This is a genomic window from Streptococcus humanilactis (assembly GCF_019448275.1).
GTDB classification, from domain to species: domain Bacteria; phylum Bacillota; class Bacilli; order Lactobacillales; family Streptococcaceae; genus Streptococcus; species Streptococcus humanilactis.
The window spans coordinates 181,564-208,057 of the sequence record NZ_JAHXBZ010000003.1; the positions used below are offsets into that span (position 1 = coordinate 181,564).

Below are 26,494 nucleotides of genomic sequence, written 5' to 3' on the forward strand. Positions count from 1 at the left end.
CTCTATCCAATCGCCCTATTTGGCGCTTTTTTGAACCTCAGAATGAACCTTGGTTGGAAGTCCCCACAACTTAATAAAGCCAATAGCTGCATCTTGGTCAAAGGTATCTGCACTGGTATACGTCGCCAAATTTTCATCGTAAAGTGAATTTGGTGATTTCCGAGCCACGACCTGAGCACTCCCCTTATACAGTTTAACTTTTGCAGTCCCATTGACAACTTTTTGAGTCTCTTTAATATAAGCAATCAAGGCTTGTGTAGCCGGACTAAACCACAAAGCATTATAAATGAGATTTGATAATTCATTTTCTATGATTGGTTTAAAATGAGCCACTTCTCTCACAAGCGTCAAATCCTCAATTTCCTTATGAGCTGTCAGCAAGGTCACTGCCCCTGGACACTCATAGATTTCTCTTGATTTAATCCCCACCAAGCGATTTTCCACGTGGTCAATCCGTCCGACCCCATGTTTCCCAGCTATTTCATTGAGTTTTTGAATCAAATCTGCCAATTTTAGCCCTTCTCCATTGAGGGAAACTGGAACACCTTCACTAAACTCAATCTCAATGTATTCTGGCGTGTCTGGAGCTTCCTCTGGAGAAGATGTGATACCAAAGGCTTCTTCTGGAGCCTGATTCCATGGATTTTCCAAAATACCACACTCATTGGCACGTCCCCAAAGATTTTGGTCGACAGAGTAGGGATTGTCAAGGTCAGCAGGAACAGGCACCCCATTTTCCTTAGCATAATGAATTTCTTCCTCCCGAGACCATTTCCATTCACGAACTGGAGCAATCACTTTTAAATTGGGATCCAAGGCTGCAATGGATACTTCAAAACGCACTTGGTCATTCCCCTTACCTGTACAACCATGAGCAATTGTAGTCGCTCCTGTCTGATGCGCTATTTCAACCAATTTTTTAGAAATAAGCGGACGGCTCAAGGCAGATACCAAGGGGTATTTTTGTTCATAGTAGGCGTGTGACTGGAGAGCCACTAGCACATAATCTGTAGCAAATTCGTCCTTAACATCAATGACATAAGATTCGACTGCCCCAACCTTAAGAGCCTTATCATGGATGAAATCTAAGTCTTTCCCTTCACCCACATCCATACAAACTGCAACAACATCATAGTCTTTCTTTAACCAGGTAATAGCAACTGATGTGTCTAAACCGCCAGAATAGGCCAAAATTACTTTTTCTTTACTCATGTTCTTTTCCTTCTTTCTATTTTTCAATGGATGCTTTAAAGGCATCATCAATAAGTTTGTCTAATTCTCCAGACTCCTTCAACTTTTGAATGGTTTTATCGACTGCCTCTTTCAATTCCTTGCTATCTTTTTTCATGGCGACCGCGTAGGAATCATCTTGCTCTTTTTCAAAATTGAGGTCTGCGATTGCTAAATCAGGATTATTTTCCACAAATCCCTTGGCAACTGGTTCTTCAAAAATAACGGCATCCACTTGTCCTGATTTTAAATCTGTAATTAAATTCCCATTTTTAGGCAGAGATACGAGGGATGAATTTTGTAGCAAATCTTTCGCCATCGTCTCTTGAATCGAACCTTTCTGTGCTCCGACCTTTTTCTGCGCTAAGTCGTTGACAGACTGATAAGTGGCTAAATCAGATTTTTTGACAATGAGCTTATTTTTTGAAGTATAGTAGGGAGTTGAAAAGTCGAACACCTTGCTCCGTTCATCTGTCTTAGAAACACCTGATATGGCAAGGTCAGCTTTTCCTGATTGAACACTAGCCAGTACATTGTCAAAACTCATGGGAGATAGTTCCAATTCGACACCTAGTTCTGTTGCGATAGCCTTGGCTAATTCGATATCTGAACCCACAATCTGATTTTTCCCATCAACCACTTTTTGATATTCAAATGGAGCAAAATCTGGATTGAGGGCTACAACCAATTTTCCTTTGGACTTGATGGCTTCAATTCCAGCCGATTGATTGTTACTACAAGCAAATAGTAGGGGGAGCATCACTAAACCAAACATCGTCATCAACACCTTCTTCATCTTATTCATAACAAAACCTCCTTTATGTTTATTCTTTTTTGTTGTATAAATAATACTCCTATCCTCATCGTTTGTCAAGCCTAAATTGAAAAAATTTTCAATTTGAAACAAAAAAACCTAGAAATACTACATAAAAATGTCATTCCTAGGCGTATTTATGCTATTTCTCTCTGGAAAACATGAGTATTCAGTCAGTCAAAAGAAGCCGAACGAACTCATTTCCCCTTGCCCAATTCAATGATACGATGACATTGTTGGGCTACATAAGTATCGTGGGTCACAATAATAACTGTTTTCCCCTCGCGATTCATCTCTAAGAGAAACTTCAAGACCAAATCTCTATTTTCAGGATCCAGCGAACCTGTTGGTTCATCGGCTAAAATCAGCTGGCTGGGTTTTAAGATGGCTCTAGCAACTGCAATTCGTTGTTGCTCCCCACCAGACAACTCGGAGACCTTTTGATGCAAAGTAGCTGACAAACCTACTCTCTCTAAAATCTCTTCCACCTTTTTAAGCTTGTCTTTCTTGGACAATTTCACATATTTCAGCGCCAGCATAAGATTGTACTCGACCGTTTCATCATCAATCAGGGCAAAATTTTGAAACAGATAAGAGATATGTTCACGGATTATTGTTTGCGACTTGGTAGAATTGACCGCTAGATTTGTCTGACCAAAAATCTCATACCGTCCGCTATAATCACCATCTATCAAACCTAATAAATTTAACAAGGTCGACTTACCACTACCACTCTTACCAACAATGGCTACCAAATCCCCCTGATCAATCCTGAGAGACAAGTTATCCAAAATCACTTTTCCCCCAATGGTTTTGGTAATATTTTCCAACTCAATCATAAGATGCCCCCTTTCAATAACTCTACTAGACTTCTTTTCTCCATCCTAGAAGCCAAGGCTAACACAAATAGTATATCCAGACATGTAAAGCCTGCAAAAAGTAGGAGTGGCAAGAGCGCATGGGCAAAGAAAATCAAGACTAGAAGAGGCAAACTATAGCCCAGCAAGAGCAGGACTAGGAGAGGGCGATAGCGATCGACCAGTTTCCACCCCATAAACTTCTTGGTAATGATATCCCTGCGCTTCAACAAGAAAGTGGTAACGAGTAAAAAGTAGGAGACAATCATACTGAGAAGAGCAAATAAGGCAAACAGAACGTTAAAATTACGAACAGAATCCCGATAGGTATCAACCATCCCCTCTTGAATTGCTTGAATCGATGAAAATTTTAAATAGCTACCATCAGATAATTTCTCAACTAACTCCGTAATCACTTTTTGATTTTGTTCTGTATTTTCAACTTTCATCGGGTTGTTTAAACCTGTCGTTGACAAGTGAGTCTTTTCTTCCCACATCATGTCTTGATCATTTACCAGACTAATGATTGGATTGTGGAGATTTTCCTTTCGCTCATTATTATAAGGGAAGAAAGACCAATCTCCTTCATAGTAGGCAATTTCTACATCCATATCTTCTATTGTTTGCTTTTGCTGATCTTCATACCTCATAGAAAGATAGGCGATGGATTTCCCCAAGAACTGATTCTTGCCTTCTTGTCCTTTGTCACTGGCTGGAAACAAAATCACCTTTTTAGTGCCGGTATCTGGTAGCTTGAATCCCTTGCTCTTTAGAAAATTGCTATTAGCATAGTAAACATCTACCTTATCAGGCAGTTGGTAGTTCTGCACTTGTTCAGCTTTGATGACTGGTTTGATAGGAAGACTCGTACTTCGCACATAGTTTACTTGTGTTTTTGCTAGCAAATCTTGATAAAATTGGTAGAAATAATCTGTAGATTTCCCTGAACCTGCTAGCTCTTCTTGCCACAGGTTATCATTGAGTTTGAAGGTTTCTAAGGTCAGGTAATTTCCTTGGCTTACCCACTGTTGCTGATAAGCAAGTTCTTTGTTTTCTTGTTCTAGACTTCTGCCTACCCCAATCAGTAAAACCGTCAATAAAACAGTTGTCCCTATTTTCATCACATAATTGAAGATGAGACCAAGTTTGACAGATGAAAAACCTTTCAACATGGAACTGACTGTCATTTTCTGAATCATCAGGTAGGTCAGCCAACTGATGAACAAATACAACTGTAAAAGCAGAAATTGGGATAAGAGTAAACTTGGAAACAGAAGTTTTGGCCTGTAGTCCAGCACTAAAAATAGTCCCAAGTCAATGATAAGACTTCCACCCAAGAGAAGATAAAAATTAGTCTTTACAAAACCAGCTAAAATCGCTCTGCTTTGGAAACCAAGTAACTTTTGAACCCCCACTCGTTTCATCTCCATCATCGGCTGATAAACTGTCATTAAAATCACAAGCAAGATTGCCAAGATAAAGATAATGATAGATAGTAACAACTCTTGATTTAGCACTCCAACCTGACTTCGGTAAGTGGGTTCTAATAAAATCGTCTTATCTATCTGGAAAAAATCACTCCACTTTTGTAGAATGGTATCGCGATCTATCTCTTTGCTGGAGGTAATCATGTAGCGCCCATTTACAGTATGGGATTTATCCTCAATATAGGATTGGAAGGTCTGGAGTCGAATGAGTTTCACCTTTAAAAAGGTGGGAATGGTTCCTAGATTATTGGGAAGGTCCTGGTTGCTGTAGACTCCCTTCTCATTCTTTGAAAAATCAAGAGAAGTCAAACCGAACTCCTGATAGGGGAAGGTTTCCTTATCAAAAACACCAGCCTTGACTGCCTCATCTCCATTATCTACTTTGATAATAGAGACCTTGTCTTGGCTTGCAACCTCTTCAAAAAACTGGAGAATCGTTTCTGTCGGTTTAGTGACATCTTTCAAGTACAAGTCAAATGAATAAGTTGTCTTGCCCATCTCCTGAATCCGCACTATTTCTCGTGTAACATTTACATTCAGGACAAAAAACGTAGTACACAGCAAGAGCAGGAGCATACAAAGATGACTGATTTTTTTCATAGAGATACCTCCCGTGAAGAGACGAAAGCGAGATAGGTGCAGGTACTTTTTATTTTTTACTAAATTTTAAATAGGTGTAAATAAATCCTGCACTTATAGCCAGAGTTGCCCACCATTTAAAATCAATATGCAAAAGTGAAAAGATTATAAAACTGATGATTAGCGAGGCTAAAATATAAACAATGATTAAAATTTTATTTTTCATAGGAATTGCCTTTCTGAATGGATTCTAGTATTTACAGCTTATTTGCAAAGTTTACAATAAGCTGTTAGGGCAATTGTCAATCAGAATGTTCTTTTATCTGTCAATAATCCTAGAAAATCTTGTCGTTTCAAGTCTGAGAAATGTTTGGTTGAAAGACTTCCTTTTTGAAGTCCATCATCTCTAACCTGTAAATAATAGCTGTGTTGGCTTGTTTTAATTGTCAAAAAATCGCCAAATACAAAAGCTCTTTTCCAGTTGCGAATCTCAAATTCTTTTATCTCTGATTTTGGAATGCGGATAAGTCCTTGCCGCAAATCACGATGATGCTCACTTGTGAAAGTCATCCCATTCCCAAGATTTCTTATCAGTAGTTCATCTGGAGTCACCATCACCAGCGCTATTTTAGTTAAGAAAATTTCAACTGTTGGTGGTAAAATCGCCAAATTAAACCAGGGATGTAGGTAACGATAAGCTAAGAAATAGTGAGGCTCCTCACCCAATCCTAGTTGTTTATATAAGGCCTTGACCTCACTATCTAACCTCGCTTCAAAAGACATATCCGAATGCTCTTCTTCCTTCCTCTGATTAAAATAACGCATCCAGACTAGGAAACCTATAAAGACTAGGACAAATATTCCTGATAAAAGATATTTTAAATTGTAGTTCATCACTTAACCTCCTGATTCACGACTCTACCTAAAGCAGAGTCGTGTTTATTTTGAAAATAGTTCCATCACAACTTTAAATAAGACTGGTGTCATTAAAATTAGGATAATTCCTATCACAAATATCATGACTACTCGAAAAAGCTCCTTATTTTTAAACATTTTAGCCCCCCTTTTCTAGCTACATCATAGTACTGTTAAGCCCATTTTAAAATTACACCAAACTTATTTTAGCTTTCTTCTTTACTTTTTATATTACTATGATACAATATTTTTAATTGGATTTTATTATTTGTTAACTTTTTTCACGAAAAGGAGAAAATCATGCGTTATGATTTCGGAAAGGTCTATAAAGAAATACGCGAGTCAAAAGGCTTGACCCAAGAAGAGGTCTGTGGAAATGTCATTTCAAGAACCAGCCTATCAAAAATTGAAAGTGGTAAAGCAACTCCCAAATATGAAAATATGGAGTTTCTTCTCCGGCAAATCAATATGAGTTTTGAAGAGTTTGACTATATCTGCCACCTCTATCAACCGAGCCAACGAACAGAAATCATGCAAACCTATCTCAATATGAGCTCAACCCTAGGGACTAGTGAACTCGAAAAACTATTTCAAAAATGCCAAGACTATCTCAAAACCCACCACGACCTGCCCATAGAAGAAATCAGAGATATGTTGGAAATTGTCATTCATATCCGTCAACATGGTACAGAGCAACTGTCAAACCAAGTGAAACAGACTGTCACAAAACTTTGGGAAAAAATTGAAAAACAAGATACATGGTATGAAAATGACCTAAAAATCCTCAATACCATCCTTTTCAGCTTTCCCATTGATCATCTCCATCTCATTACTGGAAAAATCCTGCAACGCTTGGAAGTCTATAAAAACTATCAACATTTATATGACTTACGAATGGCAATCCTACTCAATCTGTCCACCATTTACTTATACCATCAAGACAAAAACATGTGTCAACAAATCTGCTATACTTTACTAGAGGATGCCAAGAAAAAGAAAAGCTACGATAGGCTTGCTATCTGCTATGTTCGTATTGGGATTTGTAGGGATGATGCTAGACTTATCCAAAAAGGGTTCTCCCTTCTGGAGCTGACCGAGGAAACTTCTATGCTGTCCTACCTCAAAAAAGAAGTAGAGATCTATTCTCAACCGAAGGAAATATAAAAAGTCGAGGGATTTCCTCGACCTTTTCATATTATTCTGTTCGTTATTTCTTAATACCAGCCGTTGTTAAGCCAGAAGTTTTTAGCGGCTGTCCATGAACCGTAACGTCCTGCAACGTAGGCATCTGCTACACGTTCTTGGTTTTCAGCTGAGTAGTCACCGTTCAAGTATGAATCTGTCAATTGGTAACGTCCGATGTAACGTCCGTTTGTAGCTGTGTAGCTACCGCCTGATTCTTTTTGAGCGATCCATTCTTTGGCTTCTGCTTCAGATCCGCTTACAGTTGAAGCAACTGTTTCTTCTGATACTGTTTCGCTTACTACTGGAGTTTCTTCTGCTACTTCTGTAGTTTCTGTCACTGTAGCTGAAACAGCCTCATCTTGAGCTGCTGGAGCTTCATAAGTCGTTGAGGCTGGTGCTACTGGCGCTGCTGGACCGTCGATAACCAACTCTTGACCAACATAAATCATATGGATGTTGTCAATGTGGTTGTTTTCTGCCAATTTCTCAACTGTTGTGTTGTGAGTTTCAGCAATTTCTGAAAGTGTATCACCTTCTTTAACAGTGTAAGTTGATGATTCTTGAGCAGACACAAATGATGGAGCAAATACTGCAAACAAGGCAGCTACTCCTGCAAGAGTTGTTTTAATCTTTTTAGTTGTTGATTTCATATTTGAAAATTCTCCTTCTTTCTATAATTCTATGATACCCTTTAAATATTACCGTTTCTTGACACTTTTATGTAGAAATATTACAAAATTATTTTTTATTTCCCTAAATAAGGTATTTTTTGTCATAAAAGATACTATTTTTATGCTATTTGAGGTATTAGAAAGGTTTTCATCCACAATTAAAGTCAAGACCTTTATTCTTTGATATAATAGAGATAAGAATTTTTATAAGGGGAAACTGATGAAATCACTTCGTTTTCAATCTGTCTTTGATATCATCGGACCAGTTATGATTGGCCCATCTAGTAGTCATACCGCTGGTGCTGTTCGTATTGGGAAGATTGTCTCTTCCATTTTTGATGATACTCCGACAGAAGTCGAATTCCAACTTTTTAACTCATTTGCCAAGACCTATCGTGGTCACGGGACAGACCTAGCCCTTGTTGCAGGTATTTTGGGCATGGATACAGATGATCCTGAAATCCCAAATAGTCTGGAGATTGCACACAAGCGTGGCATCAAGATTGTCTGGACCATTCAGAAAGACAGCAATGCTCCTCACCCAAACACCACTAAAATTACCGTCAAAAATGCCCACAAGACCATCAGTGTGACTGGTATTTCAATCGGTGGCGGGAATATTCAGGTCACCGAACTCAATGGCTTTGCCGTCTCTCTCAATATGAATACACCGACTATCATCATTGTTCATCAAGATATTCCAGGTATGATTGCCCTCGTAACAGAAGCCCTTTCACGCTATGGTATCAATATCGCCCAGATGAATGTTACTCGTGAAAAAGCTGGTGAAAAAGCCATTATGATTATCGAAGTCGACAGTCGTAACTGTGATGAGGCCATCGAAGAAATTCGAAAAATCCCTCATCTCCATAATGTCAATTTCTTTAAATAGGAGGAAGCATGTTTTATTCTATCAAAGAATTGGTTGAGCAAGCAGATCTGGACTTTCAAGGAAATGTCGCAGAACTCATGATTACAACCGAGTTTGAATTGACCGGTCGCGAACGTGAAGAAGTCCTCCTTCTCATGGAACGCAATCTAGAAGTCATGAAAGCCTCTGTCCAACTTGGCCTCAATGAAAATAAATCTCGTAGTGGCCTGACAGGTGGAGATGCTGCCAAATTGGATCACTACATCAAAAACGGAAAAACCTTGTCAGATTATACGATTCTCTCGGCTGCCCGAAATGCCATCGCAGTCAATGAACACAATGCCAAAATGGGCTTGGTCTGTGCCACTCCGACCGCAGGAAGTGCTGGCTGTCTGCCTTCCGTTCTCACTGCTGCTATTGAAAAATTAGACCTCAGCCACGAGCAACAGCTGGATTTCCTCTTTGCTGCCGGTGCCTTTGGACTAGTCATCGCAAACAATGCCTCTATCTCAGGTGCTGAGGGCGGTTGCCAAGCTGAGGTTGGTTCAGCCTCTGCTATGAGCGCTGCCGCCTTGACTCTAGCTGCAGGAGGAACACCTTATCAGGCCAGTCAGGCCATTGCCTTTGTCATTAAAAATATGCTAGGCCTCATCTGTGACCCTGTTGCCGGCTTGGTTGAAGTTCCCTGTGTCAAGCGCAATGCTATGGGAGCTAGCTTTGCCTTCATCGCAGCAGACATGGCCCTGGCAGGTATCGAATCTAAAATCCCTGTGGATGAAGTTATCGATGCCATGTACCAAGTGGGAGCAAGCATGCCAACTGCCTTTCGTGAAACAGCTGAAGGTGGACTCGCTGCCACACCTACTGGTCGTCGCCTCCAAAAAGAAATTTTCGGAGAATAAGCTTATCAAATAGGAGAAACCATGACCTCTATCTCAGCTATCTTTTTCGATCTGGATGGAACCCTCGTCGACAGTTCTATCGGAATTCACAATGCCTTTACCCATACCTTTAAGGAGCTGGGGGTGCCTAGTCCTGATGTCAAAACGATTCGTGGTTTTATGGGACCGCCCCTTGAAAGTAGTTTTGCGACCTGCCTGCCCAAAGAACAAATTTCTGAGGCTGTGCAGATATACCGTTCCTACTATAAGGAAAAAGGCATCCATGAAGCTCAAATTTTCCCTCAGATTGTAGAATTGCTTCAAGAACTATCCAAGAATTACCCTCTCTACATCACCACTACAAAAAACACTCCAACCGCTCAAGACATGACTAAGAACTTGGGAATCTATCATTTCTTTGCTGGCATTTATGGTTCCAGCCCTGAGGCACCCCATAAGGCAGATGTCATTCGCCAAGCCTTGCAGACACATCAACTAGCACCAGAACAAGCCATCATCATCGGAGATACCAAGTTTGATATGCAGGGGGCTCAAGAAACAGGCATTCAGAAATTGGCCGTCACTTGGGGATTTGGAGATCAAGCAGATCTACTAAACTATCAACCTGATTATATCGCCCACAAACCCTTAGAAGCTTTGGAGTATTTTCAATAACATAGACTGGGCGACAACTCTATTTCATACTCTTCGAAAATCTCTTCAAACCACGTCAGTTTCTATCTGCAACCTCAACGCTGTGCTTTGAACAACTTACGGCTAGCTTCCTAGCTTCCTAGTTTGCTATTTGATTTTCATTGAGTATCAGAATAAAATGAAGCAAGTTTACACATAACAAAACGCATATTACCAAGGTTCTTCAGACCTGATAATATGCGTTTTTCTGTTTTTATTCAACGTGGGTGGTTTGATTGGCAAAGGCGATAATGGCTTGCTTCAACTCATCTCCACTAAGAGTGCGGAACTCTTCAATCTTTTGATCGATGGCTTCTAGAGGCATGACATTGACCTTACCAACGAAAATCTTATCCATAACCTGGTTATCAACAAGTTCGGTTGACACCAAGAGTTCTTCGTAAAGTTTTTCACCTGGACGGATTCCAACTTCAACAATTGGAATTTCGCTCTCAGTGTGTCCACTTAGAAGGACCATTTTCTTAGCCAAGTCATAAATCTTGACTGGTTTGCCCATATCAAGGATAAAGACTTCTCCATCTTTAGCATAAGCACCAGCATGGATAACCAAACGGCTAGCTTCTGGAATGGTCATGAAGTAACGGGTCATGCGGAAGTCTGTCACCGTTACAGGCCCACCTTCAGCAATCTGACGTTCAAAGACTGGAATCACACTACCACGGCTACCAAGAACATTCCCAAAACGAACTGCACAGTAGGTCGATTGGCTACGTTGATTAAAGCCAGTGACAATCAACTCAGCCACGCGCTTGGTTGCTCCCATAACATTTGGTGGATTAACCGCCTTATCTGTCGAAATCATAACCATCTTAGGTACTTTGGCTTCATCAACAGCCTTAGCAACATTGTAAGTTCCACGAATATTGTTTTTGAAGGCTTCTTTTGGATTGCGCTCCATCATAGGAACGTGCTTGTGGGCAGCCGCATGATAAACAATAGCAGGCTTGTACTGTTCAAAGACTTGCAACAAACGGTCATAGTCTTGAATATCGGCAATAACCGGTACATAATCAATCCCTTGGAACTTGCGAATCAATTCATGATAAACAAGGTAGATTGAGTTTTCCCCATGACCGAGCAAGACGATGCGTTCAGGATTGAAGCGACTAACTTGGCGACAGATTTCAGAACCGATTGAGCCACCAGCACCTGTGACTAAGATTGTCTTACCTGTCAGTTCTGCGCCCAGACGCGATTCGTCAAGACGAATTTCCTGACGTCCCAAAAGGTCCGTAATATCAATTTTTTGGAAGCCAGTAGCTGCTTGGTGAAGTCCTTGAACAACAGTTTCAACCTTAGGCATCTTGTAACATTTGACACCCAGCTTATTACACATCTGCAAGATACGCTCATATTCTGACGGGTCAAGCGACGGAATCGCAACGATAACACGCTCGATTTGATGGCGTTTGGCTAATTCAGGCAATTCATCATATGAACCCAAAACAGGAATCCCACCAAGTTTTTGGCCCTTTTTCTTAGCGTCCTTATCCAAAATACCGACCAGTTCCAAATCACTGGTTGGATGTTGGTAACTATCCATAAAGAGGGCTCCGCCATCACCAGCACCAATCAAGAAGGTTCGACGGTGTTCTCCATCGCCACTTCCTTTTTTGCGTCTAGAGTAGATTAACTGCCAAGTAATCCGTGGCAATAAAATCAAGAAGGTACTCAACAAGATAAAGAGAATGATGAAACGGATTGAAAAAAGTGGCAAGAAGGCATAGCAGATTCCATAAGACAAAACACTGCTAGCAGTCACACCAAAAAAGATTTTCATAAAGTCCGTAATCTTGCTGTAACGACTAATACTAGCATTCAACCCCCAAAATCCAATCATCAATTGATAGAACAGGAAGGCCAAACTCGTATAGATAATGTAGTCAACAGGTGCTGGATTAATCAAGCCGTAAAATAAAATATAAGATACAATGATGGAAACCACCATACTGAAAATATCAAATATTCCCCAGAAAACCTGCTTTTGTTGTTTATTTAAAATTTCCACCAGATCAATCACATAATCTGTTAGTTTTTTATTCATGTCAATCTACTCCTCCTTAAAAGAGCTGGATATTTATATTGTTATTATAACACTTTTTATCCAGTTTACGATTTGCTACAATCTTTTACTTGCTTTTTCTTAACAGTTTCATAAAAATAAACTGTCGGACAAATCCGGGACAAAGAGCAACAACCATCTGAATGGCAACACTCTTGGCATACTCCATGTAAGAAATTTGCCCTCTCTTCAGCATTCGTTGACGAGCTTGACGATAGAGTTTGAGATAACGCAGTCCTCCACGACGTTCAAACATCCCTGCTCCAACACGAACCCTACACAAGATTTGATCCAGATTTCCAGTCCTAGCTCCTGCAGCAATCATATTGAGCCAGAGGAGGTCATCCTCCATATAAAGGCCATCCTCATAGTTGCCTGCCTTGAGAACCATGTCCTTCTTGAACATAACAGTCATGTGGTTAAAGGCACTTCTCATCCTTTGATAAGCTACAATATCTGCATGTTGAGTTGGAACACGACGGTAAGAAACGATCTCATCAGGATTGTCAATAAACTCTGCAATATGTCCACCTAATAGGTCTAGCTTGTCCTTCTCCATTAGCTGAACCTGTTTCTCAAAACGATCTGGAACTGCTATATCATCCGTATCCATACGGGCAATAATATCATACTGACACTGCAAAACACCCTGTCGAAGAGCCAGACCCAAACCTTGATTCTGCTCAAGAGGATAGCGTTTCACTGGAATATCAGACTCAGCTTCAAGCTGATCTAATACCTGATAGAGCTCAGGTGTCAAAGGCCCATCCTCAACCAGAACCAATTCTCTCGGTTTCAGGGTCTGATTTTGAACACTCTCAATAGCATCCTTTAAAAATGTCGGATTTTCCTTGATATAGACCGACATCAATACGCTGATTTTTTGCTTTTCAGACACAGTTTTTCTCCAATGTATAGATTTCCTTCCACTATTTTATCATAATTTTCAAGACTTTCCCATTTTTATCTTGAAAGCCAGAAACCTTACTTGACATTATAAGGAAAAAACCTTAAAATAAGCTGTTATTAAAATCAGCTAGAAGAGGTATTATATGAAAAAGCAATCACTCTTTTTTGTTCCAGGTATTATCCTGATTGGTGTTTCCTTGCGAACTCCTTTTACTGTTTTACCCATTATTTTGGGAGATATTTCGCAAGGGCTGGGAGTAGAAGTTAGTTCGCTTGGTGTCTTGACCAGCCTTCCTCTCCTCATGTTTACCCTCTTCTCGCTATTTTCTACCCGACTGGCTCAGAAAATCGGCTTGGAGCATCTCTTTACCTACAGCCTCTTCTTCTTGACTATCGGTTCTCTCATTCGACTAATCAATCTGCCCCTGCTCTATCTAGGAACCTTGATGGTTGGGGCAAGTATCGCAGTCATCAACGTTCTGCTTCCTAGTCTTATCCAAGCCAATCAACCAAAGAAAATTGGTTTTCTGACCACCTTATATGTGACGTCTATGGGGATTGCGACAGCTCTGGCTTCCTATCTGGCTGTGCCCATTACACAAGCCAGTTCTTGGAAAGGCCTCATCATCCTCCTCACCCTGCTCTGTCTAGCAACTTTTTTGGTCTGGCTCCCAAATCACCGCTATAATCACAGACTAGCTCCACAAACCAAACAGAAAAGCCAAACAAAGGTCATGCGTAATAAACAGGTCTGGGCAGTTATTGTTTTTGCAGGTTTTCAATCCTTGCTCTTTTACACTGCTATGACCTGGCTACCTACTATGGCTATCCATGCAGGCCTATCCAGTCACGAAGCTGGCTTGCTCACTTCTATCTTCTCACTGATTAGCATTCCTTTTTCCATGACCATCCCAAGCCTGACAACCAGTTTGTCAACTCGTAACCGTCAGCTCATGCTCACTCTGGTTTCACTAGCTGGTGTGGTCGGTATTTCCATGCTCTTTTTCCCAATCGGTAATTTCTTTTACTGGCTTGCCATCCATCTCCTCATCGGAACCGCAACCAGTGCCCTCTTCCCTTATCTCATGGTCAATTTTTCACTCAAAACAAGCGCCCCTGAAAAGACAGCCCAATTGTCTGGTTTATCTCAAACAGGAGGCTATATCCTAGCAGCCTTTGGGCCAACCCTCTTTGGTTACAGTTTTGACCTTTTCCACTCTTGGGTGCCAGCTGTAGCTGCCCTCTTGCTCGTCGATATCCTGATGACTGTGGCCCTCTTTACAGTGGACAGAGCTGATAAAATCCTCTAAACTTCTAGTTTTTCCTAGAAGTTTTTTATATATAAAAATTTTACACATTTCTCTTGACAGGGCTTTCTTTTAGATGTACAATGTATGTGTAGAAAAATTATATATAAAAATCTTACACATTAGAAAAGGAGGTTCCCCATGTACTTTCCAACATCCTCTGCCTTGATTGAATTTCTCATCTTGGCCGTACTGGAGCAGGATGATTCTTATGGTTATGAGATTAGCCAAACCATTAAGCTGATCGCTAATATCAAAGAATCCACACTCTATCCCATTCTCAAAAAATTGGAAGGCAATAGCTTTCTGACAACCTATTCTAGAGAGTTCCAAGGTCGCATGCGCAAATACTACTCCTTGACAAATGGTGGTATAGAACAGCTCGTGACCCTAAAAGATGAATGGGCACTCTATACAGACACCATCAATGGCATCATAGAAGGGAGTATCCGCCATGACAAGAACTGAATACCTGACTCAGCTAGAACTCTATCTCAAGAAACTACCTGAAGCTGATCGCATCGAAGCCATGGACTATTTCAGAGAACTCTTTGACGATGCTGGAGTCGAAGGAGAAGAAGAACTCATCGCTAGCTTGGGAACTCCTAAGGAAGCAGCCCACGAAGTTCTATCAAATCTTCTAGATAAAAAAATCAATGAGGCACCTGCTCAAAAGAATAACCGACAAATTTTACATATCGCCTTGTTAGCTCTCCTTGCAGCACCCATCGGTATTCCTCTGGGAATCGCCATCCTCGTGTCCCTGTTCGCAATCTTTGTGGCAGCCTTGACTGTCATCTTGGCTTTCTTTGCGGTTTCCATACTTGGTATCATCGGCGGATTCCTATTTTTAGTTGAAAGTTTTACTGTCCTAGCCCAAGCTAAATCAGCCTTTATCTTGATTTTCGGTTCTGGTTTACTGGCTATCGGTGCTTCTTCACTAGTTTTATTAGGTATTTCCTATGTAGCTCGCTTCTTCGGCCTACTCATTGTTCGCCTGGTGCAATTTGTTCTTAAAAAAGGAAAGAGAGGTGACCAGCATGCGTAAATTGACAAAAGGATTTCTCATTTTTGGTGTTGTGACTACCGTTATCGGCTTTGTCCTGCTCTTTGTAGGCATCCAATCTGACGGAATTAAGAGCCTACTTGCCATGTCCAAGGAACCTGTCTATGATAGTCGGATGGAAGAGCTGACCTTTGGCAAGGAAGTCGAAAATCTAGAGATAACTCTCCACCAACACGCGCTGACCATCACAGACTCTTTGGATGATCAAATCCACATTTCTTATCATCCATCTCTTTCTGCTCACCATAATCTTGTCACAAATCAAAGCGACAAAACTCTAAGCCTCACTGATAAGAAACTGTCTGAAACTCCATTTCTCTCTTCTGGAATTGGCGGGATTCTCCATATCGCAAGTGGCTACTCTCGTCGTTTTGAAGAAGTTATTCTCCAAGTTCCAAAAGGAAGAAGTCTAAAAGGGATCAACGTGTCAGCCAATCGCGGACAAACCACCATCATAAATGCTAGTCTTGAAAATGCAACCCTCAATACAAACAGCTATCTCCTCCGAATTGAAGGAAGTCGTATCAAAAACAGTAAACTCACAACCCCTAATATCGTTAATATCTTTGATACAGACCTTACAGATAGTCAGCTAGAATCAACAGAACATCACTTCCACGCTGAAAATATTAAAGTATATGGTAAAGTAGAACTATCTTCTAAAAATGCGCTCAGTATCATGCTAACTCAAAAAGAAAGCCAAGAAATTAACTTAGACCTCTCGAGTCACCATGGTCCTATTTATCAGTTATCGAGAGATGAGAGTCAACGCCACCCCAACGAATTAAGCAACCCTTACAAAACTGAAAAAACTGATGCAAAAGGTCAACTCATCGCTAAGGCTGATGATTATATTAGTCTTGAAACTACAGCTAACAGACCTTAATAAACCTATTTATATCGACCACTATGACACATAACCCACTAAAAAGGAGGTTCTACCATGAAACAAGAATGGTTTGAAAGTAATGATTTTGTAAAAACAACAAGCAAGAACAAGCCTGATGAACAACTCCAAGATGTTGCAGACAAGGCTGAAGAAACGATAGCCGATCTCGATACGCCAATTGAAAAAAATACTCAGTTAGAGAAGGAAGTTTCTCAAGCTGAAGTCGAATTGGAAAGCCAGCAAGAAGAGAAAATTGAAACGCCTGAAGACGGTGAAGCGAGAACAGAAATAGAAGAAAAGAAGGCATCCCATTCTACTGAAGAAGAGTCAGACCTTCCTAGTGAAACCGAAAAAGTCACTATAGCTGAAGAAAGCCAAGAGGCACTTCCTCAGCAAAAAACAACCACGAAAGAGCCACTTCTTATCAGTCAATCCTTAGAAAGTCCCTATATCCCCGACCAAGCTCCAAAATCTACGGATAGATGGAAAGAGCAAGCGCTTGATTTTTGGTCTTGGCTAGTGGAAGCGATCAAATCTCCTACAAGCAATCTTGAAACAAGTAGCACACACAGCTACACAGCCTTTCTCTTGCTCATTCTGTTTTCTGCGTCTTCCTTTTTCTTTAGTATCTACCACATCAAACATGCTTACTATGGACATATAGCAACTATGCATAATCACTTCCCTGAACAATTTGCTTCATTAAATCTCTTTTCGATTATCTCTATCCTAGTAGCAACAACACTCTTCTTCTTTTCATTCCTCTTGGGTAGTTTCGTTGTGAGACGATTTATCCACCAAGAAAAAGACTGGACGCTAGAAAAGGTTCTCCAACAATATAGTCAACTCTTGGCAATTCCAATCTTCCTCACTGCTATTGCTAGTTTCTTTGCCTTCTTTGACAGCCTGCGATTTACAGCCCTTTTGTGTGTGATTAGCATTGGAATCATTTTGCTTGCTAGTCTCCATATCATTACAAGACCAAGTCAAGCAAGTGAAACCGACTCCTTCTATCAGTTATTCTTGTCTGTCCTTGTGAACGGAGTCATTATCCTCCTCTTCTTTGTAGCTGAAGTGGCACTGATTGGGGATTATCTTCGTATCTTGGCCTTTCTTTAAACTTCAATCCTGTCTTCCATGGCAGGATTTTTTCTATGCCAAAAAGCAAGTCGATTGACCTGCTTCTGCTTTACTTTTCTTGTGCTAATGTTTTAAAATCTTTGTCTAAGATGGGTTGCACTTCTAATTGATTGGCATCTAGTTGGTGGTAAGATGCTGATGGTAGTGACTCTAGGAATTTTGCATAGTTCAAGCGGGCAATGGCTTCATAGTCTTCTGGTTTAGAGCCGTCTCCTGTGATTTGAACCAAGTCAATCTCCCACTGCACTTCCTTATCCACCAATTGCTCAATATAGGCTGCAGGAACAAATGGTTCTCTCGGCAAAACAGTCTTGACGCCTTGAGCCAGATGGTAAACACCGTGCACTTGGCCTCCCCCATCCTGATAGAAGGAAACTCTTGCAAAGTAGGCGTCTGTCTCTTGAACCGCACGCACACGCGCTTCAAACTGTGCCAAGCCATCTTCCCCTAAAAAGCTTTTCAAATCCTCAGGACTAAAGAAAACAGGATTAAAAATTCCTTGGCAAATCGTAAAGCGGGCTGCAGTGTCTGTCAGATAGGCTTGAATACTTGCTTGGAAATAAGCTTCAAAGTCAAAACCATCTAATCCTTCAATCTCAGTTCCTGTGTAAGCAAGCAGAGCATCTAAAAATGATTTGATAATCTTCCAGTCTGTCTTCGTGAGTAGGTCAGGAAGATCGACACGGTAAGCCTTTTGACCATCAGCATAGCTAACCTTAAAGAGAAATTGTGATTGCCCCACTATCGCACACTCGATATACTCGAGACGATTAAGCGGCTGACGGAGATAAACTGCATCATAGCTATGTGACTCCAAGCCATCTAGCAAGGCCAAGATGGACTTGGCAGTCAAAATTTCCTGTTCTCCTAAAATGCTCTGTTTATTTGGAATAAAAAATGTTTTCGTCATAACTGGACTCCTTTTGAAATCGTTTACATATAGTATACCCTATTTTTCTGAAAGATACAGAAACAAACTTTAGATTTTTGAGTAAAAAGCATAGAAAAACAGCCCCTAAGGACTGTTTAATCTTATACAGTAGCTACTTGATCCAAGCTTTCGCCGATAGTGGCTAGGCGATCGATAACTTCTGCTTGTGTCAATTCATTTTCTGAAACATAGCGGTTACGTGGATGAACACGACACTCGTGTGAGCATCCACGAAGGTACTTGTCTTCATTTTCTTCTGATGTCAAGATACGACGGTTACAGAATGGATTTCCACAGTTGACATAACGTTCACATGGTGTTCCATCAAACCAGTCTTTCCCTACGATGGTTGGGTTAACATGGTTGACATCTACGGCGATACGCTCGTCAAAAACGTACATTTTCCCATCCCAAAGCTCACCTTGGACTTCGGGGTCTTTACCGTAAGTAGCGATTCCTCCGTGCAATTGGCCAACATCTTTGTAGCCTTCACGGACCATCCAGCCTGAGAATTTCTCACAGCGAACTCCACCTGTACAGTAAACCACGACACGTTTGTCCATGAATTTTTCCTTGTTGTCACGGACCCATTGTGGCAACTCACGGAAGTTGCGGATATCTGGGCGGATAGCTCCACGGAAATGTCCTAGGTCGTACTCGTAATCGTTACGTGTGTCAAGGACCACTGTATCTTCGTCAAGAAGGGCTTCTTTGAACTCTTTTGGAGACAAGTAAGCACCTGTTGTTTCAAGCGGGTTGATGTCGTTGTCGAAGTCATTGTCTTCCAAACCAAGGTGGACAATTTCTTTCTTGTAGCGAACAAACATCTTCTTGAAGGCTTGTTCATTTTCTTCGTCAATCTTGAACCAGAGATCTTCCATGCCTGGGAGGCTGTGAACGTAGTCCATGTATTTTTGAGTTGTTTCGTAGTCACCTGAAACTGTTCCGTTAATTCCCTCGTCAGCGACTAGGATACGGCCTTTCAGGCCGATTGATTTACAGAAAGCCAAGTGGTCTGCAGCAAATTGCTCTGCATTTTCAATTGGAGTATAAAGGTAGTAAAGTAAGACACGAATATCTTTTGCCATAAGATTTGTTCTCTTTTCTATTCTTAAATTTTCAGAATTTTTCATCTAACTATACTAGTATACCTGCTTGAGAAAACGAATGCAATTTATTTGACTGGAAATTGGAGAGGGTTCTTAAAATTTCCTGAATGGTTTAAGAGAAAAAATCCAAAACATAGATATCTATGCTCTCGTTTCAAAAAATCACTGCCTCCCCCAGATAAGCCTGAGGAAAACAGTGATTCAGTTTTTAGGAATTAGGAATGAATACACGAAATCAATTGATCTTATGATTTTTTGTTTTTCAAGAATTCATCGTATTGTTTTTGCATTTCGTTCAATACTTTTTCGTAGGCACCTTCAGATTTCAATTTTTCCATCAATTCTGGAATAGCTTTGTCTGGGTCTACAGTACCAGTGTTGATAGCTGTATCGAATTGTTGCATTGTGTTAGAGATAGCTGAGATTTCAGATTTCACATTGTCAGTGTTAAAGATGAATCCAAGTGCTGGAGATTCTTTAGCTTCAGCCAATTGTTTCTTAGAATCTTCGATTTGTTGGTCTGTAACGTTTTCATTGATGTAAAGAATCCAGTTGTTACCAGTGTTCCATCCACCCATGTGAGTGTTTCCTTTGTAGCCATCAAGGACTTTAACACGGTTTTCTTTACCTGCAAGTTTTTCCCAGTTCTTGCCTTCTGGACCGTAAACAAGGCCGTTCAAGAGTTCTGGGTTAGTGTTCAAGAGATTCAACACTTCCATTGATTTTTCTTTGTTCTTAGAGTTGTTTGAGATAACAAAGTTAGCAACTTGTGTTGTTTGGTTTTTCTTGATGAAGTTAGTGATTGGTTTGATTTGGATATCTTTGTTGGCAACACGTGAAAGCAAGCTGTTACCATAGTCAGCTGGTCCTACTGTTTCTTCACGAACGAACCAAGTATCTTGTTGAAGGTCAAATGAAGTATCGCTTGTTGCTACGTCTTTTGGAATGTATCCAGCTTCATAGAATTTGTGAAGAGTCTTCAAGTGTTCTTTAAAGCGAGGCACTTCGTAACGGTTTACGATCTTAGTAGTGTCCCCTTCAAGGTCGATAACGAATGGAAGTCCATTTGGAACTGGGTAGTCAAAGTTATCAGATGGGATGAAGTTCTTAGTAACCGCAAATGGTACTACATCTGGAGCTTTTTCTTTGATTTGTTTCAAGACTGGTTCAAGTGTTTCGTATGAAGTGACACCTGAAATATCGATACCGTATTTAGCAAGAAGAGTTCCGTTGAAGGCGAAGTTTTGAGATGATGCAACGTTGGCTGCAACTGGAACTGCGTAAATTTTACCGTTAATGCTGTTACCCTTGATGTAAGCTGGGTCAAGTGCTTTGTAAAGGTCTTTACCTTCTTTTTTGTACAATTCTGTCAAGTCAGCATAAGCACCTTTTTGAGCATTTACAACATAGTTAGATGCAAATGCGATATCGTAGTTTTCACCAGATGATGTGATAACTGACATTTTCTTATCATAGTCACCCCATCCAAGGTATTGGATATCCAATTTAGCACCAACTTTTTCACCGATGATTTTGTTAGCATTTTCTAGCAATTCATCCAAGTTATCTGGTTTGTCACCGATTTGGTACATTTTGATAACAGTCTTATCACCTGAAGCTGAGTCAGCAGCCTTTTTGTTACCTGAAAGGTTTCCACAAGCAGCGAGACCAGCAGCCAAAGCGACTACGCTAGCAGATGCAAAAGCATATTTTTTCCAGTTTTTCATGACAAAAACTCCTTTTTTTATTTTTAAACTTATAAACAATGTAATGATCTTATACTCAATGAAAATCAAAGAGCAAACTAGGAAACTAACCGCAGGTTGCTCAAAACACTGTTTTGAGGTTGTAGATGAAACTGACGAAGTCAGGAACATATATCTACGGCAAGGCGACGTTGACGCGGTTTGAAGAGATTTTCGAAGAGTATTAACTTCACACAAGGGAAGTTGGGAACTGAGAAATATTTTTTCTCAACAAGCACTATTCTTTCACACCACCGATAGTCAAACCTTTTACAAAGTAGCGTTGGAAGAATGGATACAAGATTGCGATTGGAAGGGTTGCGACCACAACCATGGCCATACGACCTGTTTCTTTTGGAAGAGCAACTCCCAGTTGACCAGATAGACCGACTGCTTTGGCGATGTAGTCCATATTTTGCTGGATTTGCATGAGCAAATATTGCAATGGATACAAGTTGTCACTCTTGATGTAAAGAAGGGCGTTGAACCAGTCATTCCAGAAACCAAGAGCTGTCAAGAGCGTGATGGTTGCGATACCTGGTAGTGACAATGGCAAACAGATTTGGAAGAAGATCCGGGCCTCACTAGCACCATCGATACGAGCGGATTCTAGAATAGCTTCTGGAATGGTCTTCTTGAAGAAGGAACGCATCAATATGATGTTAAATGGTGAGAGAAGCATTGGAACAATCAAGGCCCAAACTGTATCACCAAGTTGAAGTAAACGAGTTACCACGATATAGCCCGGTACCAAACCAGCATTGAACAACATACTAAGAAGGGCAAAGATTGTAAAGAATCTGCGATACTTAAAGGTTGTCCGTGAGATAGCGTAGGCATAGGTTGTTGTGATAAAAACGTTTGTGATAGTCCCCACCACTGTTACAAAGACTGAGATGAAGAGGGCTTGGAGAATTTTATCCTTAAACTGTGCCAAAAACTCAAAACCGTCTAATCCAAATTGGGATGGGAAGAAGCTATATCCATTTTGGAGGATACTCTTTTCATCTGTCACCGAAATAACGATAACGAATACAAAGGGTAGGATACAAGAGAGGGCAACCAAACCAGAAATGGTACTGAAGAAGATATCTGCTTTCTTACTGAAGGAGTGAATGCCGACATTATCAATTTTTTCTTTTTTAATTTTCTTTTCTGCCATATTCTCCTCCTTTCTAGAACAAGGCTGAGTTTGGATCAACTCGTCTTGCAAGTAAGTTTGATAGGATAACCAGAATCAAGCCGACAACTGATTGATAAAGACCTGCCGCTGATGCCATCCCGATATCTGCTGTCTGAGTCAAGCCATTATATACATATACGTCCAAGACATTGGTTACGTTATAGAGCTGACCAGCATTGTGGGGGATTTGGTAGAAAAGACCGAAGTCTGCACGAAAGATATTTCCGACTGCAAGGATGGTCAATACAGTTACCAATGGTGTCAACTGCGGAATGGTTACATTGCGAATTCGTTGCCATTTGCTGGCTCCGTCCACTGTCGCTGCTTCGTAGTAGGTTGGATCAATTCCCATGATTGTCGCATAGTACATGACACTGCTATATCCAAAACCTTTCCAAATACCTAGGAAAAGTAGGAGATATGGCCAGATACCCAAGTCAGCATAGAAATTGATTTCTTTGAGACCAAGAGTTTCCAATAAATGGTTGAACACCCCTTTATCAATGTTTAGGAAGGCATCTGTAAAGAAACTGATGATAACCCAAGACAAGAAGTAAGGGAACAACATGGAAGTTTGGAAGATTTTAACCATTCTCTTAGAACGGAGCTCACTGAGGATAATGGCAATCCCTACTGATATAATCAAGCCGATAAAGATAAAGCCGAGATTGTAGAGGACAGTATTTCGTGTGATAATAAAGGCGTCTCTTGAACTAAATAAGAATCTGAAATTATCGAGTCCGACCCATTTACTATTCATGATACTATCTATGAAACCATTACTGGTCATGTGGTAGTCTTTGAAGGCAACCACGTTCCCAAATACTGGAATGTAGAAGAATAGAATCAACCAGAGCGCCCCTGGCAAAACCATCAAGAGAAAGATCCAGTTGTCTCTCAAGGTTTTTGAAAACTTATTCATAATTTCCTCCCTTTTTATTTTGATATCCATCTAAAAATTCCTTTTTAGACTTTTGATAACGATTACATTATTAGTATACTCCTATTTGCAGATTAGGTTAAACTCCTAATTATAGAAAAAACTCCACAAATTATTTTATGTGGAGTACTTTTGAAGAAAGGGATGTTTCACGCGAAACACTCTGAACAAGGGACACTGTTCTTGTTTCTACGTTGTATAAATGGTTGAAGCTGTAGCAATGGTATGCCACTGATTAGCTGTTGTGGCTGCGAAATCCTTGTCTGCGTAGAAGTCTGTAAATGGCAAGATTTCCACTTCCAGCTCGTCGATGCGGTCAAGCTGACCAGTCAGATAAGCCTCGATGCGGCTTTCTGCTCGCTTGATGCGTTGCAATAGCCCGCCCATACGGATATCAACTGTATCCAAGCCAAAGACCTTATTTTCCTTCAGCCATTGGTGGCTAAAGAGGGCATGGAAGTGCTCAATTTGGCTTCTGAGTTCTGGTAATTCTTGTCTTGCGATTTCTTGCAGACTTTCCTTATCATCCGCTTGATAGGCTTGACGAATACGTCGTCCCACATCCACTTTGCTACTTAAAATTCGGTTCAACTGAGCCTGAGTTTCAAAGAGGTAAGCATAGTTGCCAGCTTTTTCTTTAATGTCAGCAAGCGTCTCAGCAGCCTGAGCAAAGTGCGGTTTGTCCTGTTCAGGTGTCATGTGTCGGTCAAGGAGCGGACAGAGAATATCCTGATAAAAGACATAGCGGTTGGGATTGATGCCACTGAGATTGCCTGGTAGGTCTGGTAAAAGGTTGGCAAGATCAATCTGCATAAAATCCTCAACCGATAGACCAGTATTGGTCTGGAAGTGAGCAGACAGTCGGTCTAGGTCATTGCGATAGCTGAGTTCTGCCCAGATTTGCAGGCTTGGTAGGATAGAGAATTGGGCTGTTTCACCACCATTATCCCCCCAACCCGTTACAATGACTTCTTTGATGTCATTGGCACGACAGGCTTTATTGGCTTCAAGAGCGATGAGACGGCTAAAATGGTTGTTTGGTGTGAAACCAATCCACTTCCAAGCTCCCCCTGCAAAGGCAAGGTCATGGCTAATCTTGTGATGGTTGCGGAAATTACGATTGTATTTTTCCTCGCTATCCTGATAATAGTCCCAGTAAACCAAGGTTACACGGTCTTTGAGACGGTCTAGGTAGACACGAGTTTCCTCTGGAATTTCCACATCACGGTCGTACTGGCCATCTGCTGACATAAGTTTAAAGAACATATCGCTCCACATCTGGCAGTGGAAACCATATTTATCAGCAATATCCAGCACGCGCTCCAAGTGTTGGCACATGAGGAGACTACGGTCCACAACACCATTCAATATCAAGTAACGTCCCAAGCCAACCAAGTGGGCTTCGTCCATCCCGATATTGACCTTGCGAGTTTGTAGTTTAGATAGAGTAGCAAACATGCCATCAATCAGGTTATAAACCTTTTCTTCGCCAATGAGGAGAATGTCCTCTACATCACGGAGCTCCTGCACTTCCTTGACACCCCATTTAACGAAGGCAGACAAGTGGGCCAAGGTCTGGATGCATGGCACAAAAGTCATGTCAAACTGCTGGGCATAGGCTTCGATTTCCTGCAATTCCTCAGCTGAGTAGGCTCCACGGAAATAGCCAAAGTAAGGCTGCCCCTCAATCTGGTAGGTGTCTTCCATGTAAAGCTCAAAGGTTGAGTAGCCCATGAGAGCCAAGACCTCAATCATCTGCTTGGCAGAAGCCACATTCAGCACCGCATTTCGAGAACAGTCAGCCATGTAGGCTAAATCTTCATAAGCCGCCTTCTCCTCAATCTCTACTTTGTCACCTTCTGCTAGAGATGTTACCAAAAAGGACAAGGCACGATAAAGTTGGTGAGGTTTGCGATAAGTTAGTTGATAGTGACCACCCTCACCCTTGATAGAGATAGAGGCTTGGTCAGACTGAAAAGCTGCCACTTCCACATCTGGTAAAGAGATATGCTTTGTTAGCAAGTCGATTGCCTGAGTTTGTTTGTCACTAATTCCTGTAAATCTTACCATTGGTTTTCCTCCTGTAGCCAGTTGACAAAGGCACCGTAGAGATTGGCATCTGCATGATAGGTGCAGGCTTGGATGACAGGTGCGATCGTGTATTCTTCGTAGGTTTCAACAAAGTTATCAACAGCCTTCTTAACACCTTGGATGAAATCTGGATTTTGACTGATAGAGCCTCCCAGACTGATGACATCTGGATCGATCAGATACTGGATATTAAGCAAACCTTGCGCCAAATTACGATTCATCCGCTCAATGGCTTCTTGACAAAGGGCATTGCCTGCTGCAGCCTCTTGGTAAATCTTGCGACCGTCCCAATCAGTCTGACCAGATTTTTCAATCACGTATCGCACCATATTTCCAGTTGACGCTAGTTGCGACCAGTTGTTGAGCTTTTCCGCAGGGGCAAGAGTTGTCATGTAGCCAAATTCTCCACCCAGACCGTGGCGACCTCGATGAAGTCTACCATTGATAATCATGGCTCCGCCAATCCCTGTCCCAATCACGACACAGGCTGCATTTTCAAGTTCTGGATGAGCTAGTAATTCACTAAGTCCAACGCAGTTGGCATCATTTTCCAGATGGACAGGAATCTGATAAGAGCTAAGCGCCTCATACCAAGAAAATCCGTGAATGTAGGGCACGGCACTGAAGCCATCAATCACACCTGTCTCTTGATTGGCCGCGCCTGGAACGCTCATAGCAATCCCACTATAATCCTGTTCTGACAAACGTTGATCTAGCCAAGCTAGTAAGTCCTCCAAGTTTTCAGGCGTTGGAATGCTTGTCTTATTCAGTATTTTCCCATCAGGAGTCAGACTGGCAAACTTAATCCCAGTCCCTCCGATATCAATCGTTGCAATGGTCATTGTTTTTACCATAAAAAGGGGCAAATCAGCAGTTAGTTCTTACCTTTTCGCCCCTCCTTTCTCTTTATGTCTACTT

General features: G+C 41.1%; 25 protein-coding genes. 9 read left to right on the forward strand and 16 right to left on the reverse strand.

The features are described from left to right. Positions 1 to 15 precede the first annotated feature (15 nt). The 6 genes from KV696_RS06305 to KV696_RS06330 form a co-directional block, all read right to left on the reverse strand. The gene (locus KV696_RS06305) at positions 16 to 1,212 is read right to left on the reverse strand and encodes an argininosuccinate synthase (RefSeq protein WP_173278912.1); all 1,197 of its coding nucleotides are present in this window, start codon (positions 1,210 to 1,212) and stop codon (positions 16 to 18) included. A 16-nt stretch (positions 1,213 to 1,228) separates the two neighbouring features. Then, entirely contained in the window at positions 1,229 to 2,035 is an 807-nt protein-coding gene (locus tag KV696_RS06310) for an ABC transporter substrate-binding protein (RefSeq protein ID WP_173278911.1), read from the reverse strand. Between the two features lie 206 nt (positions 2,036 to 2,241). Then, positions 2,242 to 2,883, reverse strand: coding sequence for an ABC transporter ATP-binding protein (locus tag KV696_RS06315; RefSeq protein WP_219967153.1), 642 nt, complete (start codon positions 2,881 to 2,883; stop codon positions 2,242 to 2,244). Then, positions 2,880 to 4,988: a bacteriocin-associated integral membrane family protein gene (locus KV696_RS06320; RefSeq protein WP_219967154.1), complete on the reverse strand. Its 2,109-nt coding sequence runs from the start codon at positions 4,986 to 4,988 to the stop codon at positions 2,880 to 2,882. Before KV696_RS06320 ends, KV696_RS06315 begins: the two co-directional genes overlap by 4 nt. Before the next feature lie 49 nt (positions 4,989 to 5,037). After that, a complete protein-coding gene (locus KV696_RS06325; protein ID WP_219967155.1) occupies positions 5,038 to 5,193 on the reverse strand; it encodes a hypothetical protein in 156 nt (51 codons plus the stop codon). Between the two features lie 80 nt (positions 5,194 to 5,273). Next, a complete protein-coding gene (locus KV696_RS06330) occupies positions 5,274 to 5,861 on the reverse strand; it encodes a hypothetical protein (RefSeq protein ID WP_023945205.1) in 588 nt (195 codons plus the stop codon). Between the two features lie 321 nt (positions 5,862 to 6,182). Here KV696_RS06330 and KV696_RS06335 point away from each other — a divergent pair, with 321 nt between their 5' ends. Continuing rightward, complete coding sequence (locus KV696_RS06335) at positions 6,183 to 7,046, forward strand: helix-turn-helix domain-containing protein (RefSeq protein ID WP_219967156.1); 864 nt, start codon at positions 6,183 to 6,185, stop codon at positions 7,044 to 7,046. 50 nt (positions 7,047 to 7,096) lie between these two features. Here KV696_RS06335 and apf read toward each other — a convergent pair whose 3' ends face one another. After that, on the reverse strand, positions 7,097 to 7,717 hold the full coding sequence (apf, locus tag KV696_RS06340) for an aggregation-promoting factor (protein ID WP_219967157.1): 621 nt from the start codon (positions 7,715 to 7,717) through the stop codon (positions 7,097 to 7,099). A gap of 241 nt (positions 7,718 to 7,958) precedes the next feature. Here apf and sdaAB point away from each other — a divergent pair, with 241 nt between their 5' ends. Genes sdaAB through KV696_RS06355 form a run of 3 tightly spaced genes read left to right on the forward strand, consistent with a single transcriptional unit; the run spans position 7,959 to position 10,165 of the window. Further along, on the forward strand, positions 7,959 to 8,630 hold the full coding sequence (sdaAB, locus tag KV696_RS06345; RefSeq protein WP_000838912.1) for an L-serine ammonia-lyase, iron-sulfur-dependent subunit beta: 672 nt from the start codon (positions 7,959 to 7,961) through the stop codon (positions 8,628 to 8,630). Between the two features lie 8 nt (positions 8,631 to 8,638). Beyond that, a complete protein-coding gene (sdaAA, locus tag KV696_RS06350) occupies positions 8,639 to 9,511 on the forward strand; it encodes an L-serine ammonia-lyase, iron-sulfur-dependent, subunit alpha (RefSeq protein WP_000500043.1) in 873 nt (290 codons plus the stop codon). 21 nt (positions 9,512 to 9,532) lie between these two features. Next, complete coding sequence (locus KV696_RS06355; RefSeq protein ID WP_219967158.1) at positions 9,533 to 10,165, forward strand: HAD-IA family hydrolase; 633 nt, start codon at positions 9,533 to 9,535, stop codon at positions 10,163 to 10,165. 232 nt (positions 10,166 to 10,397) lie between these two features. Here KV696_RS06355 and KV696_RS06360 read toward each other — a convergent pair whose 3' ends face one another. Both KV696_RS06360 and KV696_RS06365 read right to left on the reverse strand, forming a co-directional pair. After that, a complete protein-coding gene (locus KV696_RS06360) occupies positions 10,398 to 12,248 on the reverse strand; it encodes a polysaccharide biosynthesis protein (RefSeq protein WP_219967159.1) in 1,851 nt (616 codons plus the stop codon). A gap of 85 nt (positions 12,249 to 12,333) precedes the next feature. After that, complete coding sequence (locus tag KV696_RS06365; RefSeq protein ID WP_001291455.1) at positions 12,334 to 13,164, reverse strand: glycosyltransferase; 831 nt, start codon at positions 13,162 to 13,164, stop codon at positions 12,334 to 12,336. 154 nt (positions 13,165 to 13,318) lie between these two features. Between KV696_RS06365 and KV696_RS06370 the strand changes: the two genes are divergently transcribed. The 5 genes from KV696_RS06370 to KV696_RS06390 all read left to right on the forward strand — a co-directional run bounded on the left by KV696_RS06370 (position 13,319) and on the right by KV696_RS06390 (position 17,556). Next, entirely contained in the window at positions 13,319 to 14,485 is a 1,167-nt protein-coding gene (locus tag KV696_RS06370; protein ID WP_219967160.1) for a CynX/NimT family MFS transporter, read from the forward strand. A gap of 138 nt (positions 14,486 to 14,623) precedes the next feature. Next, entirely contained in the window at positions 14,624 to 14,950 is a 327-nt protein-coding gene (locus KV696_RS06375; protein ID WP_000273858.1) for a PadR family transcriptional regulator, read from the forward strand. Continuing rightward, complete coding sequence (locus tag KV696_RS06380) at positions 14,937 to 15,530, forward strand: DUF1700 domain-containing protein (RefSeq protein ID WP_172930791.1); 594 nt, start codon at positions 14,937 to 14,939, stop codon at positions 15,528 to 15,530. The genes KV696_RS06375 and KV696_RS06380 overlap by 14 nt, the downstream gene beginning before the upstream one ends. Further along, complete coding sequence (locus KV696_RS06385) at positions 15,523 to 16,434, forward strand: DUF4097 family beta strand repeat-containing protein (RefSeq protein ID WP_219967161.1); 912 nt, start codon at positions 15,523 to 15,525, stop codon at positions 16,432 to 16,434. The genes KV696_RS06380 and KV696_RS06385 overlap by 8 nt, the downstream gene beginning before the upstream one ends. Positions 16,435 to 16,491: 57 nt before the next feature. Further along, positions 16,492 to 17,556 carry a DUF6574 domain-containing protein gene (locus KV696_RS06390; RefSeq protein ID WP_219967162.1) on the forward strand — a complete coding sequence of 355 codons (1,065 nt, stop codon included), beginning with the start codon at positions 16,492 to 16,494 and terminating at the stop codon, positions 17,554 to 17,556. 70 nt (positions 17,557 to 17,626) lie between these two features. Here the strand turns inward: KV696_RS06390 and KV696_RS06395 are convergent, their stop codons facing one another. The 7 genes from KV696_RS06395 to KV696_RS06425 all read right to left on the reverse strand — a co-directional run bounded on the left by KV696_RS06395 (position 17,627) and on the right by KV696_RS06425 (position 26,418). After that, positions 17,627 to 18,487: a DUF4299 family protein gene (locus tag KV696_RS06395; protein ID WP_219967163.1), complete on the reverse strand. Its 861-nt coding sequence runs from the start codon at positions 18,485 to 18,487 to the stop codon at positions 17,627 to 17,629. A gap of 122 nt (positions 18,488 to 18,609) precedes the next feature. Then, positions 18,610 to 19,596, reverse strand: coding sequence for an oxygen-dependent tRNA uridine(34) hydroxylase TrhO (gene trhO / locus KV696_RS06400; RefSeq protein WP_219967164.1), 987 nt, complete (start codon positions 19,594 to 19,596; stop codon positions 18,610 to 18,612). 266 nt (positions 19,597 to 19,862) lie between these two features. After that, positions 19,863 to 21,344: an ABC transporter substrate-binding protein gene (locus KV696_RS06405; protein ID WP_061758962.1), complete on the reverse strand. Its 1,482-nt coding sequence runs from the start codon at positions 21,342 to 21,344 to the stop codon at positions 19,863 to 19,865. A 256-nt stretch (positions 21,345 to 21,600) separates the two neighbouring features. Then, positions 21,601 to 22,524 carry a carbohydrate ABC transporter permease gene (locus tag KV696_RS06410; RefSeq protein ID WP_000818353.1) on the reverse strand — a complete coding sequence of 308 codons (924 nt, stop codon included), beginning with the start codon at positions 22,522 to 22,524 and terminating at the stop codon, positions 21,601 to 21,603. Between the two features lie 13 nt (positions 22,525 to 22,537). Further along, entirely contained in the window at positions 22,538 to 23,467 is a 930-nt protein-coding gene (locus KV696_RS06415; RefSeq protein ID WP_219967165.1) for an ABC transporter permease, read from the reverse strand. A 207-nt stretch (positions 23,468 to 23,674) separates the two neighbouring features. Next, positions 23,675 to 25,555: a beta-N-acetylhexosaminidase gene (locus KV696_RS06420; RefSeq protein WP_219967166.1), complete on the reverse strand. Its 1,881-nt coding sequence runs from the start codon at positions 25,553 to 25,555 to the stop codon at positions 23,675 to 23,677. Continuing rightward, the gene (locus KV696_RS06425; protein WP_219967173.1) at positions 25,549 to 26,418 is read right to left on the reverse strand and encodes an ROK family protein; all 870 of its coding nucleotides are present in this window, start codon (positions 26,416 to 26,418) and stop codon (positions 25,549 to 25,551) included. The genes KV696_RS06420 and KV696_RS06425 overlap by 7 nt, the downstream gene beginning before the upstream one ends. Positions 26,419 to 26,494 lie beyond the last annotated feature (76 nt).